Source organism: Methylobacterium soli, assembly GCF_008806385.1.
Taxonomy (GTDB): domain Bacteria; phylum Pseudomonadota; class Alphaproteobacteria; order Rhizobiales; family Beijerinckiaceae; genus Methylobacterium; species Methylobacterium soli.
In genome coordinates, this window is sequence record NZ_VZZK01000010.1 from 50335 (window position 1) to 63228 (window position 12894).

10 protein-coding genes and 1 pseudogene are annotated in these 12894 nt (G+C 70.4%); 6 read left to right on the plus strand and 5 right to left on the minus strand.

Annotated features, from left to right (window positions below; genetic code table 11):
* Window positions 1-53 precede the first annotated feature (53 nt).
* The 4 genes from hisS to secB all read right to left on the minus strand — a co-directional run bounded on the left by hisS (window position 54) and on the right by secB (window position 4150).
* Window positions 54-1589, minus strand: a complete 1536-nt coding sequence (gene hisS / locus F6X53_RS11835) for a histidine--tRNA ligase (protein WP_151000229.1) — start codon at window positions 1587-1589, stop codon at window positions 54-56.
* A 78-nt stretch (window positions 1590-1667) separates the two neighbouring features.
* The gene (locus F6X53_RS11840) at window positions 1668-2162 is read right to left on the minus strand and encodes a DUF3429 domain-containing protein (RefSeq protein WP_151000230.1); all 495 of its coding nucleotides are present in this window, start codon (window positions 2160-2162) and stop codon (window positions 1668-1670) included.
* A gap of 59 nt (window positions 2163-2221) precedes the next feature.
* A complete protein-coding gene (locus F6X53_RS11845; RefSeq protein ID WP_151000231.1) occupies window positions 2222-3472 on the minus strand; it encodes an MFS transporter in 1251 nt (416 codons plus the stop codon).
* Window positions 3473-3643: 171 nt separating this feature from the next.
* Window positions 3644-4150: a protein-export chaperone SecB gene (gene secB, locus F6X53_RS11850; RefSeq protein WP_151000232.1), complete on the minus strand. Its 507-nt coding sequence runs from the start codon at window positions 4148-4150 to the stop codon at window positions 3644-3646.
* Window positions 4151-4538: 388 nt separating this feature from the next.
* On the opposite strand from secB, the gene F6X53_RS11855 reads away from it, so the two are divergent.
* From F6X53_RS11855 to mnmE, 5 genes are all read left to right on the plus strand, one after another.
* Complete coding sequence (locus F6X53_RS11855) at window positions 4539-5267, plus strand: Tim44/TimA family putative adaptor protein (RefSeq protein WP_151000233.1); 729 nt, start codon at window positions 4539-4541, stop codon at window positions 5265-5267.
* Window positions 5268-5277: 10 nt separating this feature from the next.
* The gene (gene mltA, locus F6X53_RS11860) at window positions 5278-6510 is read left to right on the plus strand and encodes a murein transglycosylase A (protein ID WP_373875917.1); all 1233 of its coding nucleotides are present in this window, start codon (window positions 5278-5280) and stop codon (window positions 6508-6510) included.
* A complete protein-coding gene (locus tag F6X53_RS11865) occupies window positions 6500-7174 on the plus strand; it encodes a Smr/MutS family protein (RefSeq protein ID WP_151000235.1) in 675 nt (224 codons plus the stop codon). The genes mltA and F6X53_RS11865 overlap by 11 nt, the downstream gene beginning before the upstream one ends.
* A gap of 260 nt (window positions 7175-7434) precedes the next feature.
* Window positions 7435-8778, plus strand: a complete 1344-nt coding sequence (rho, locus tag F6X53_RS11870) for a transcription termination factor Rho (protein ID WP_151000236.1) — start codon at window positions 7435-7437, stop codon at window positions 8776-8778.
* A 94-nt stretch (window positions 8779-8872) separates the two neighbouring features.
* Window positions 8873-10186 carry a tRNA uridine-5-carboxymethylaminomethyl(34) synthesis GTPase MnmE gene (mnmE, locus tag F6X53_RS11875; protein WP_151000237.1) on the plus strand — a complete coding sequence of 438 codons (1314 nt, stop codon included), beginning with the start codon at window positions 8873-8875 and terminating at the stop codon, window positions 10184-10186.
* A gap of 40 nt (window positions 10187-10226) precedes the next feature.
* Here the strand turns inward: mnmE and F6X53_RS32350 are convergent, their stop codons facing one another.
* Complete coding sequence (locus F6X53_RS32350; protein WP_191970808.1) at window positions 10227-10376, minus strand: hypothetical protein; 150 nt, start codon at window positions 10374-10376, stop codon at window positions 10227-10229.
* A gap of 370 nt (window positions 10377-10746) precedes the next feature.
* Between F6X53_RS32350 and mnmG the strand changes: the two are divergent.
* A pseudogene (gene mnmG, locus F6X53_RS11880) lies at window positions 10747-12618 on the plus strand (tRNA uridine-5-carboxymethylaminomethyl(34) synthesis enzyme MnmG); the annotation flags it as partial.
* Window positions 12619-12894 lie beyond the last annotated feature (276 nt).

A 12894-nucleotide genomic window follows, 5' to 3' on the forward strand; every position in this document is an offset into this window, starting at 1 on the left:
ATTGCGGAGAGGCCGGAAACCTCGCCCGCGTTCGGATCACGGCGCGGCGCATCTCAGGCCGTCGGACTGAAATGCCGCGCCAGCACCTCCCGGACCCGATCCACCATCTCGGCTTCCGGCACCGAGAACTGAGCCGGCCGGGCAGCCTTCCACTCGGCGTTGCTGGCGATCGTCTCGGCGGCGCGCGCGCCCTCGATCAGGTCCTTGATCTGGACCTCGCCAGCCTCGCGCTCGTTCGAGCCCTGGATGATCGCGACCGGCGCGCGGCGGCGGTCGGCATATTTCATCTGCGCCTTCATGCCGGCGCCTCCGAGATAAAGCTCGGCGCGGATATTGGCCGCCCGCAGATGGGCGACGAGGCGCTGGTAATCCGCGACGTTCTCCCGGTCGAGCACCAGCACCACGACGGGCCCGGGCTTCCGCGTCCCCTGGAGGAGCGGGCTCCTCACGAGTTGCAGCGCCGAGAACAGGCGCGAGACGCCGATGGAGAAGCCCGTGGCCGGCACGGGCTCTGCGCGGAAGCGCCCGACGAGACCGTCATAGCGCCCGCCCCCTGCCACCGAGCCGAAGCGCACCACCTGGCCCTCCTCGTTCGTGACCGGGAAGGTCAGCTCCGCCTCGTAGACAGGACCCGTATAGTACTCGAGCCCGCGCACCACGCTTGGATCGGCACGGATCTGGTCGTGGCTGTAGCCGGCCGCCGTGCAGAGCCGCATGATCGCGTGCAACTCGGCGATGCCCTCGCGGCCGGTCTCCGAATCACCCACCACGTTCCCCCAGGAGCGGAAGAACTGCTCCCAGAAATGGACCCGGTCGCCGCCGTCGCTGGGTGAGGCCTGGAACGACACGTAGGCGAGGATGCGCTCGATCGCGTCCTCGGGCAGGCCTGCGCCCTTGGTGAAGTCGCCGCTCTCGTCCTTGCGGCCTGCGCCGAGGAGGAGACGAACGCCGTCAGGTCCGAGCCGGTCGAGCTTGTCGATCGCGCGCAACACCGTGAGGCGGCGACCGGCCTGGTCGTCGCCTGCGAGCCCGATCGCCTCCATGACGCCGTCTAGCACCTTCCGGTTGTTCACCTTGATGACGTACTGGCCCTTGAGGCCGAGGCGATCCAGCGTGTCGGCCGCCATCATGCAGATCTCGGCATCCGCCGCGACGCTCGGCGCGCCGACGATGTCGGCGTCGAACTGCATGAACTGGCGGAAGCGACCCGGGCCCGGCTTCTCGTTGCGGAAGACGTAGCCCGCCCGGAAGCTGCGATACGGCTTGGGGATCGCGTCGAAATGCTCCGCGACGAAGCGGGCGAGCGGCGCCGTCAGGTCGTAGCGCAGGGAGAGCCAGGATTCGTCATCGTCCTGGAAGGAGAACACGCCCTCGTTCGGGCGGTCGAGGTCGGGCAGGAACTTGCCGAGGGCCTCGGTGTACTCGATGAAGGGCGTCTCGAGCGCCTCGAAGCCGTAGAGCTCGAAAGTCCGACGAATCTCCTCCAGCATCCTGTGCTGGGCGGCGATCTCCTCCTCGCGGCGATCGAGGAACCCGCGCGGCAGGCGCGGCTTCAGAGTGTCGGCCTTCTTCGGATCGGCCTTGGCCATCTGTCTTCGCTTCGTCTCGCGCTTCAAACAACCTGCCGGGCTCTATCCCGGGCCGGGAGAAGCGGCAAGCGGCGCGGGTCAGACACCGATCCTGAGGGCCAGAAGCGCGCCGAGGCTCAGGATCGCGATCGGGATCTGAAGCGGGCGGAGGCGCGCGAAGAACAGGGGCGCCTCGCCGCGCGCGGCCGCGATCGGATCGAGCACCGCGACCATCCCGTAGCCCGCGATGAGCAGGGCGAGCGCCGTGTTGGTCCAGCCGAAGGTCGTGGCCAGAAGCGCCGCGAAACCGAGACAGAACAGGCCGAGCATCGTGGCGATCTGCAGGACGGTCGGACCGCCCTCGGTGCGAAAGGAGACGCCACGGCGCACCCCCGACAGGAACAGCAGGATCGCGCAGCCCCACAGGATGGTCAGGGTGAGGGCCAGCTCGCTGGGATCACCGCCGAGCAGCCACGCACTGGCGGCACCGGCGGCGAAGGGCAGCATCGGGCCAAATCCGAACACGACGCTGAGCCAGGGTGTCTCGCGCGGCTCGTAGGCCGTGATGGTCCGCCCTGCCGCGTCGTCTCGCATCGCCGTACCCGCTCCTGGATTGCACGGGGAACGGGGAGAGGATGGCACGGTTCCGCAGGTCAGGCCGGATGGGGCTGCTCGGCCGGCCGCCTGGCCGCCAGGGTCTCGCGGCGGCGGGTGCGGCGACCGGGCTCGGTCGTCGCATCGAGCCAGATCACCAGAGCCAGGGCGGCGAGAGCCGGCGCGCCAAGCGCCAGGAACGAGCCGGTCCAGCCGAGGAGCGCGTAGGCAAGGCCGCCGTACCAGGCCGAGAGGGCGCCGCCGATGCCCTGGACGGCGTTGACGACCCCGAGCGCCGTCTGGGTCCGCCCCGATCCCCAGGTCAGGTCCGCCACCACCACCGGCACCGCCACCCCGACGATGCCGGAGGCGACGCCGTCGAGCACTTCCGCCGAGATCAGCCACATCGGGTCGTCGATGAAGCCGGAGAGCGCCGCGCGCACCGGCAGCACGGCAAACGCCACGAGCAGGAGCTTGCGCCGCCCGCGCTTGTCGGCGAGCGAGCCGGCGAACAAGGCCACCGGGATCATCACGAGCTGCGCCACCATGACGTAGCGGGCCGTCCAGGCGGTGGCATCATTGGCCGTGGCCACGAGCTTCTGGCCGAGCAGGGTCAGCATGCCGCCATTGCCGAGATTGAACAGCGCCAGCGCCACCGCCAGCACCAGCAGCTTGCGGTTCGACAGGATGCTGCGGGTCCTGGCGCGTTCCGGCTTGTCGTCGGCGTCGTCCTCCTTCCAGCCGACCGCCCGGCGCCCGTTGTAGCAATGGCCCGGCGTGGTCGCGGTTGCCACGATGGCGAGCACCGCCATGGCGCCGAGCACCCAGAAGGCGACGGCCGGCCCGAGATGGGCGGTGCCGAAGCTGATGATGCCGGCCGCGATCAGGATGCCGAGGTGGTTGAAGGCCTGGTTGCGGCCCTGCTGCTGCGGGAAGCGGTCCTTGCCCACGATGCCGAGGGTGAGTTCCGTCACGGCCGGCAGGAGCAGCACGCCCCCGGCCGCCGCCAGGAGCTGCGCCGCGAGCACGGTCAGGAAGCCGTGGGCTGGCAGGATGAGCAGGGTGCCTCCCAGGATGGCCAGGCAGGCCAGCCCGATCAGCAGGCGCGGACGGCCGAGGCGATCAACGAGGGCTCCCGCTGGGCCGCTCATGACCAGGGCCCCGATGCCGACGAGCGTGGTGACGAACCCGACCCGCGCCGGCGACCAGCCATTCGTCTCCGCGAGCCAGGTGCCGAGAAACGGTCCAAGGCCACCCTGGATATTGCCGATGAAGACGTTGATGAGGCCGAGATGCGTGGTCGCGTTCATGAATCCGGGGGGTTAGGCGGCCGACGCTTCCGCAGGACCCTTCGATCCGGGCGCGGAAGGCCGGCGGACAACGCGTTGCCGATCGACGAACGTCACGAAAAAACCCCGGCCGCACCTGCCGCGACCGGGGTTGTTCTCAGGGGAGCCGGCTTGCGCGCCGGCCCCGTAGACTTACGAGGCGAGCGGGCCGCCGGCTTCGGCCTGCGCTTCCATCGCCTTCTGGCGATAGAGCCCGACGAAGTCGATCGGATCGATGTAGAGAGGGGGGAATCCGCCGTTGCGCACGGCCTCGGCGACGATCTGGCGCGCGAAGGGGAACAGAAGCCGCGGGCACTCGATCATCACGGCCGGATGGAGCTGGTCCTGCGGGATGTTGCGCATGCGGAAGATGCCCGCATATTTCAGGTCGAAGGCGAAGAGGACCTCGTTGTTGACCTTCGCGTCGCCCTCGAGGGTCAATTCGACCTCGAAATCCGCCTCGGCGAGCTGCTGCGCATTCACGTTGACCTGAATGCTGATCTGCGGGCCCTGACCTTCCTGCGGCTGCAGGGAGCGCGGCGCGTTCGGGTTCTCGAACGAGAGATCCTTGGCGTATTGCGCCAGCGCGTTGATCGCGGGCATGTCGTCGGGCTGCGCCGTGGCGCCACCGTTGCCGTTCGGTGCCGGAGAGTCGGCCATGGCGGTTCTTCCTCCTCGAAGATCGTCTGGTGCGACCGGATCGGCGCGGGCGCCCAATCCCATGGGCACGCACGCGCCTCCGATCGCGGCAGGACAGGCCCGTTTCGGTGAGGCCCGGTGCGGGAGCGCGCTAACATGCCCGTCCGACAGGAACAAGCGAGAGCGCCGGGCCCCGGTGACCCTCTGGCTTGCTTGAAACGGATCGCTCGCGTCTCATCGATGTTCCTGCCTGGAACCCTTCGTCAAACCGCCCCATATGCCCGTTAGAGCGGGGATCGCGCCCGGTGAACTTCGGCTCGATCCTTGCGGCAGGGTCGGGTAAAGGGCGCTGCGACAGAATTTTGCGCCCCAGACGGCATGCAGCGCGGCGGCCACCAGCGGATCGGTGATGCAGGACAGCTTCGATATTACAACCATCATCTTCCTGGCGCTCGCGGTCTTCGTGATCTGGCGCCTGCGCTCGGTGCTTGGACAGAAAACCGGGGCGGAGCGTTCTCCCTTCAAGCCGGTCGATCGCAGCCGTACCGAGCCGCCTGCCGGGCGCACCGACGGCGACAACGTCGTGCGCCTGCCCGGTGCCGAGCGGGCTCCGGCGCCCGATCGTGCACAGGCCGCGACCGTGGCCGAGGCGCGCGACTGGCGCGGCATTGCCGAGCCCGGCTCGCCCGTTATCCGAGGGCTCGAGGCGATCGTGCAGGTCGAGCCCGCCTTCGACCCGCGCGCCTTCATCGAAGGTGCGAAGGGCGCCTACGAGACCATCGTGATCGCGTTCGCCAAGGGTGATCGCAAGACGCTCCGGACGCTCCTGTCGCGCGAGGTCGGGGAAGGCTTCGAGCGGGCGATCAGCGAACGGGAGAAGGCGCGCCAGAGCGTGGAGACCACCTTCGTGTCGATCGACAAGGCGGAGATCGTGTCCGTCGATGTGCGCAACCGCGTGGCGCAGATCACGGTCCGGTTCCTCTCGAACCTCATCACCGCCACCCGCAACGCCGAGGGAGTGGTGGTCGACGGCAGCGCCGAGACCGTGGTCGAGGTGCCCGATGTCTGGACGTTCGCGCGGACCCTCGGCAGCCGGGATCCGAACTGGCAACTCGTCGCCACCGAGGCCGGCAACTGAACATCGTGTTGTGCCGATTCTGACTGTTCATGCAGGCGCGGCCGGGTTCACGGCCGCCCTCCTGGTCCTCTCGCTGTTTCTGCCCGGCTCGGTCGCTCGCGCGGCCGAGCCTTTTCGCGTCGGCGAGGCCGTGCTGGAGCCGGTCTCCTTCTCTTCCCTGCCGGGCTTTCCGGGCCGCGACCCCGCTGGGGCGCTCGATGCCTTTCGGCGCAGCTGTGCGGCGTCCCCGCCGCCCGCTGCTGCAACCGTTGCGGGATCGGCCGAGGATCTCGCGGCGGCCTGCAAGGCGGCCGCGGGCATTGGGCCCGACGAGGCGCCTGGCTTCTTCCGCGCGGCCTTCGACGCCTACCGGGTGGTGCGCCCCGCCGACGGACCGAACCCTGAGCGCCGCAACGGCTTCCTGACCGGTTACTTCGAGCCGGAACTGGAGGGCGCCCTGGAGCCCGGACCCGGTTTCACGGCCCCGGTGCTTGCCCGGCCGGATGACCTCGTGACCTTCGGCCCCGGCGAGACACGACCCGGCCTCGATCCGTCCTTACGGGCGGCGCGCGTCGCGGGCGGCGTCATCGAGCCCTATCCCGACCGGGCCGCGATCGAGGACGGCGCGCTGGGAGACAGGGCCAAGCCCATTCTCTACCTGCGCGATGCGGTCGATTTGTTCGTCCTGCAGGTGCAGGGCTCCGGCCGGGTTCGGCTCCCGGACGGGCGCGCGGTGCGCGTGCTCTATGACGGGCGCAACGGGCGTCCCTACACGTCGATCGGCAAGCTCATCGTCACCGAGGGGCACCTGCCGCTCGAAGGTCTGACGCTCGCGCGCTGGACCGGGTGGCTGCGGGCGCATCCGTCCGAAGCGCGCCGCCTCATGCGGCTGAATGCCTCCTACATCTTCTTTCGCCGTGCCGAGATCGACGATCCCGCACTCGGACCGCCGGGCGCCGCCGGTGTCGCCCTGACGCCCGGCCGCAGCCTCGCGGTCGATGCCAATCTCTGGCGCTACGGCCTCCCGTTCTGGCTCGAGGGACGCCTTCCCGGTGCGGGTGCGGCGGAGAGCGGCCGGCTCGTGATCGCCGCCGACACGGGCTCGGCCATCGTCGGACCGGCGCGGGGCGATCTCTATCTCGGGACCGGCCCGCAGGCGGGAATTGCGGCCGGCAACCTGCGCGATGCCGTCGGCTTCGTCGTCCTGCTCCCCAAATCGCGCGCCGAGCCGCGCGCCGAGCCGCGCCCGGGTGATGCGCGATGAGGAGGGATCCGTGAGGCCGCCGCGCCGATCGCGTCCGCTCTCCGGCGAGGAGGCACGCCTCTGGGCCGAGATCGCGCGTCTCGTGACGCCGTTGCGGAGTCGTGCTCAACCTGCCCCGGCACCGACGCCGGCCCCTGCCAAATCGATCGCCCCGAACGCGGCGGTCAAACCCGGGAAGGCCGCCACCAAGGCCGCCGGGGCGCCTCCCCCACCCCCGCCCGGGCCGCCGAAGCCGCCCGGAAAGCGGGCCTCCAGGGCCATGCCGGTCCTGACCGCGGCAGCGATGCCGTACCGGGCCCCGGCGCAGGCGCCGTCCCAGCCGCCGAGCGGGCTGGAGCGGCGCGCCCGCCTCGCGCTCCGCCGTGGCAGCCTACGCGTCGAGGCGCGCATCGACCTGCACGGGATGTATCAGGCGGAGGCGCATGCGGCGCTGGTCGGGTTCCTGATGCGGGCGCGGGCGGCGGGGCATGCGCATGTGCTGGTGGTCACCGGCAAGGGCGGACCGAGCTTCGACGATGCCTTCTCGGAGCGCGGCGTCCTTCGGCGCAGCGTGCCGCACTGGCTGCGCGCGCCGGATCTTCGCGGTGTCGTGATCGGTTTCGAGGAGGCCGCGCGCCATCACGGCGGCTCCGGCGCGCTCTACGTGCGGTTGCGGCGGCGCTGAGCCTTTCCAGGCCGGGGCGCGCGGCCCGCGCCACCGCCCGTGGCCCGCTCCGGGACTTGAGCCGGGCCGGGAAACGCGGTATGCACGCACTGCCCTCCTATTAGCGCCGTATTGCATCCGTGAGCCGTGAGGGCTCAGCCAAGACGATGCACGGGTCCGCCAACCACGCGTGACCCGATCCCAGGTGCCTCAGGGCGCCCGGCGCCGCACAAGCTTCCCCGTCCCGTCCACCTTCGTTCCTCGTTGGTCTCACACTCCCCATGACGTCACACAACGATGCCCTGGCCCCCGCGGATCAGCCGATCGAGGGTACCATCGTCGCCGCCGATCTCGACGGCATGCGCGAGGTCAAGCTCCAGGACCTCAAGGCCAAGACGCCGACCGATCTGATCGCCTTCGCGGAGGAGGTCGAGGTCGAGAACGCCTCCACGATGCGCAAGCAGGAGCTGATGTTCGCGATCCTGAAGCAGCTCGCTGCCAAGGAGGTCGAGATCATCGGTTCGGGCACCGTCGAGGTGCTTCAGGACGGCTTCGGCTTCCTGCGCTCGAACGACTCGAATTACCTGCCCGGCCCGGACGACATCTACATCTCGCCGACGCAGATCCGCCGGTTCGGCCTGCGGACCGGCGACACCGTCGAGGGACCGATCCGCGGACCCAAGGACGGCGAGCGCTATTTCGCGCTGCTCAAAGTAAACACGATCAACTTCGAGAATCCGGAGAAGATCAAGCACAAGGTCCATTTCGACAACCTGACGCCGCTCTTCCCCACGAAGCGGTTCAAGCTTGAGCTGGACAATCCGCCCAAGAAGGATTTCTCGCCCCGGATCATCGACATCGTCGCGCCGATCGGCAAAGGCCAGCGCGCCCTGATCGTGGCGCCGCCGCGCACCGGCAAGACCGTGCTGATGCAGAACATCGCGCAGTCGATCACGATCAACCACCCCGAATGCTACCTCATCGTGCTGCTCATCGACGAGCGCCCGGAGGAGGTCACCGACATGATCCGCTCCGTGAAGGGCGAGGTCATCGCCTCCACCTTCGACGAGCCGGCCTCCCGCCACGTGCAGGTCGCCGAGATGGTGATCGAGAAGGCCAAGCGCCTGGTCGAGCACGGCCGCGACGTGGTCATCCTGCTCGATTCCATCACCCGCCTCGGGCGCGCCTACAACACCGTGGTGCCGTCCTCCGGCAAGGTCCTGACCGGCGGCGTCGACGCGAACGCGCTGCAGCGCCCGAAGCGCTTCTTCGGCGCGGCCCGCAACATCGAGGAGGGCGGCTCGCTCTCCATCATTGCCACCGCGCTGATCGATACCGGCTCGCGCATGGACGAGGTGATCTTCGAGGAGTTCAAGGGCACCGGCAATTCCGAGATCATCCTGGACCGCAAAGTCTCGGACAAGCGCATCTTCCCGGCGATCGACATCACGCGCTCGGGCACCCGCAAGGAAGAATTGCTGGTCCCGCCGGACGCGCTCAAGAAGACCTACGTGCTGCGCCGCATCCTCAACCCGATGGGCGTCACCGACGCGATCGAGTTCCTGATGGACAAGCTGCGCCAGACCAAGAGCAACGGCGACTTCTTCGATTCGATGAATACCTGACGGCCCGACCCTCAGGACGACGACGGGACAGCGCCGGGGCTTCAAGCTCCGGCGCTGTCGTTTTTGGCCGAGACGGCTCGCAAGTATCCGGCGCATGACGACCCAGACCACCATCTTCGCCCCCGCGAGCGGCTTCGGACGCGCGGCGATCAGCGTGATCCGCATCAGCGGACCGGCCTGCGCGCCCCTCCTCGCCGCGCTCGGCGGCCCGCTGCCGCCGCCGCGGCGCCTGTCCCTGCGGCGGCTGCGCGACCCGGCGGACGGCACGGTGCTGGACCAGGCCCTGGTGGCCTGGATGCCGGGGCCCGGCACCGTCACGGGGGAGGACATGGCCGAGCTTCACCTCCATGGCGGGCTGGCGGTGCGGGCGGGAATCATCCGGGTCCTGACGGCCTTCCCGGGATGCCGGGCGGCGGGGCCCGGGGCCTTCAGCCGGCGGGCCGTCCTCAACGGACGGTTGGATCTCACCGAGGCCGAGGGCATCGCCGACCTCATCGATGCCGAGACCGAGGCGCAGCGCCGCCAGGCCCTGCGGCAGCTCGAAGGCGCCCTCGGCCGGCAGGTGGCGGCCTGGCGCGCGCGGGCCATCGATGTCCTCGCGGCGACGGAGGCCGCCCTCGATTTCTCCGATGAGGGCGATGTCGACGAGGCGGCCCTCGGGTCCGCTTTATTCCAGCAGGCCAAGGACTTGCGGGACGAGATCGCGGCCGCCCTCGCGGATGGGCGCCGGGGCGAGCGCCTGCGCGAGGGCTTCACGGTGGTGATCGCCGGCCCCCCCAATGCCGGCAAGTCGACCCTTCTCAACGCCCTCAGCCGGCGCGATGCCGCGATCGTCTCGGCGGTGCCGGGGACGACCCGGGACATGATCGAGGTGCGCTGCGACCTCGGCGGGTTGCCCGTCCTGCTGGTGGACACGGCGGGCCTGCGCGAGACCGCCGACGCCGTCGAGGCGGAGGGGATCGCCCGGACGCGGGCCCGCATGGGCAGCGCCGACCTCGTGCTCCGGCTGACGCCGCCGGAGGGCGGCGAGGGGGCGCCGTCCGAGCCGTCGGGCCGGGTGCTGTCGGTGCGGACCAAGGCGGATCTGGTCGCGCAGACGAGCGATGGCCTGAGCGTCTCAGGCCTCACCGGAGCCGGGCTCGACCGGCTCCTCGAGGCCATCCAGGCGGAGGCGCAGGCCGCGTTCGGGCAAGGCGACGCCCTCGTGACCCGCGAGCGGCACCGGGAGGCGCTGACGCGCTGCGTCGCCCATCTCGACCGGGTGGTGCGGGGTGAGGAGCAGGCCCTGCCGGAACTGGTGGCCGAGGACCTGCGCCTCGCCGTGCGGGCGCTCGGCGAAGTCGGCGGCCATGTCGGCGTCGAGGAGATGCTCGATCGCCTGTTTGCGGGCTTCTGCATCGGCAAATGACGCGGGCTGGATGTGCCCGGGTCGCAGGCCGATTCCGGCGTCAGGACCGGCTCAGGAACATCCCGGCGAGCAGGAAGCAGAACCCCGCGAGCCCGAAGGCGCCTTCCTTTCGGCGGGTCCGGTCGAGGAAATGCGCGATGGCACCGCCTGCGCAGCAGGCTGCTCCCACCCCGATGGCGACTGTGCCCAATGCAACCTCCGATGGTCGCTGCGCCGGCTCCCTGACCGCCCGGACAGAATGCGGGAAGACGCGCGGATTGTGCGCGTTCACCTTTCGTTAAGCAAGCTGGATGCCAAGGCCAGGCTGCACCCGTAGACTGCAGAACGCGGTCCGGAAGCGGGCGAAACATGGAAGAAATCATGAACGATCTGCCGGGTTAAGGCGGTTCTGGGGTGATGGATTTGTTCCATGCTGCGAATACTGAATACATCCTGCGGCGGCCGCCCAAACCGCGTGCAGGGGCTGCGCGGCGGCGCGCCAGCCTCGGCCGAATCGCCGGTCGCGGCCAGGATGCGCCCGGGTGAATTGACGCTGCGCCGCGCCGGCGCGTAATCACCCCATGCCCGAGACACATTCCTCATCCTTCGACGTGATCGTCGTCGGCGGCGGCCATGCTGGCGTCGAGGCGGCGGCAGCGGCCGCGCGCTGCGGCGCCCGCACGGCGCTCGTGACCCACAATGCCGCGACGATCGGCGCCATGTCCTGCAACCCCGCCATCGGGGGGCTCGGCAAGGGCCACCTCGTGCGCGAGGTCGATGCCCTCGACGGGCTGATGGGGCGTGTGGCCGATGCCAGCGGCATCCAGTTTCGCCTGCTCAACCGGCGCAAGGGTCCGGCCGTGCGCGGCCCTCGCACCCAGGCCGACCGCAAGCTCTACGCGCAGGCGATGCAGGCGGCGGTCGCCGAGACCGCGGGCCTGCGGGTCGTCGAGGGGAGCTGCGAGGATCTGATCCTGCGGGACGGGCGGGTCGCCGGCCTCGTGCTCGGCGATGGCGCGCGCCTGTCGGCGCCGGCCGTGGTGCTCACCACCGGCACCTTCCTGCGTGGCCTGATCCATATCGGGGGGGAGCAGGTGCCGGCGGGCCGCGTCGGCGAGGCCCCGGCCCTCGGCCTTGCCGAGACCCTGGACCGGCTCGGCCTGCGGCTTGGGCGGCTGAAGACCGGCACGCCGCCCCGCCTCGACGGGCGCACGATCGACTGGTCGGGCCTAGAGATGCAGGAGGCCGACGCGGAGCCGGTGCCGTTCTCGGCCCTGACCGAGCGCATCACCGTCCCGCAGATCCGCTGCGGCATCACCCGCACCACCCGCGCGGTCCATGACCTGATCCGCGAGAACCTCCATCTCTCGCCGATGTATTCGGGCGGGATCGCCAGCCGCGGCCCGCGCTACTGCCCCTCGATCGAGGACAAGGTGGTGCGCTTCGGCGACCGCGACGGCCACCAGATCTTCCTCGAACCCGAAGGGCTCGACGATCCCCTCGTCTACCCGAACGGCATCTCGACCGCCCTCCCGGCGGCGGTCCAGCGCGCCCTCGTCGCGTTGATCCCGGGCCTGGAGCGGGCCGAGATCGTCCGGCCCGGCTACGCCATCGAGTACGATTACGTCGACCCGCGCGAGCTCGATGCCAGCCTGCAGGTCAAGCGCCTGCCCGGCCTGTTCCTGGCCGGCCAGATCAACGGCACGACCGGGTACGAGGAGGCGGCGGGCCAGGGCCTGGTGGCCGGCCTCAACGCCGCGCGCCGCGCCGGCGGGCAGGCGCCGGCCGTCTTCGACCGGGCCGAATCCTATCTCGGGGTGATGATCGACGACCTCGTCACCCACGGGGTCAGCGAGCCCTACCGGATGTTCACCTCCCGGTCGGAATACCGGTTGTCCCTGCGGGTCGACAATGCCGACGAGCGCCTGACCCCCCGGGGCCTCGCCCTCGGCTGCATCAGTGCCCAGCGGGCAGCCCACTTCGCGGCGTCCCAGGCGGAGTTGCTGGCCGCCCGCGCCCGCCTCGACGCGCTCAGCCTCACGCCGACGGAGGCGCAGGCGTCCGGCATCGCGCTGAACCAGGACGGCATCCGCCGCACCGGCTTCCAGCTCCTGTCCTATCCGGACCTCGACTGGCCGCGCCTCGCGGCGATCTGGCCCGACCTCGCCACGGTCTCGCCGCGCATCGCCGAGCGGCTGCGGACGGATGCCACCTACGCGGTCTATCTCGACCGCCAGCAGGCCGACATCGCGGCCTTCCGCCGGGACGAGGCGGTGCGGCTGCCCCCTGCCCTCGACTACGCCGCGATCGCGGGTCTCTCGACCGAGATGCGGCTGAAGCTCGAGACTGTACGCCCTGATACGTTGGGGCAGGCCGCCCGCATCGAGGGCGTAACGCCGGCAGCCCTGACGCTCCTGGCGGCCCATGCGCGGCGCGGCAGGTCGCTCGCTTCACCGGATGGGGGGGGTGGTCTTTCCGGGGTGGTCGCATCCTTCACCCCAACCCTCTCCCGGACGGGAGAGGGGGCTCGTCGCGGTGCCCGCGCCCATTCTGACACGCGCGCCAGTGCCCTGGACCAGCCGCTCGAAACCGACGGCGGAGCGCGTCACCTCTCCCGTCCGGGAGAGGTCGAGTCCGCGGCACGCGGACCGGGTGAGGGGTGCGACGGTTCCGGCGAGGTCGCACCCCTCACCCCTACCCTCTCCCGGATGGGAGAGGGGGCTCGTCGC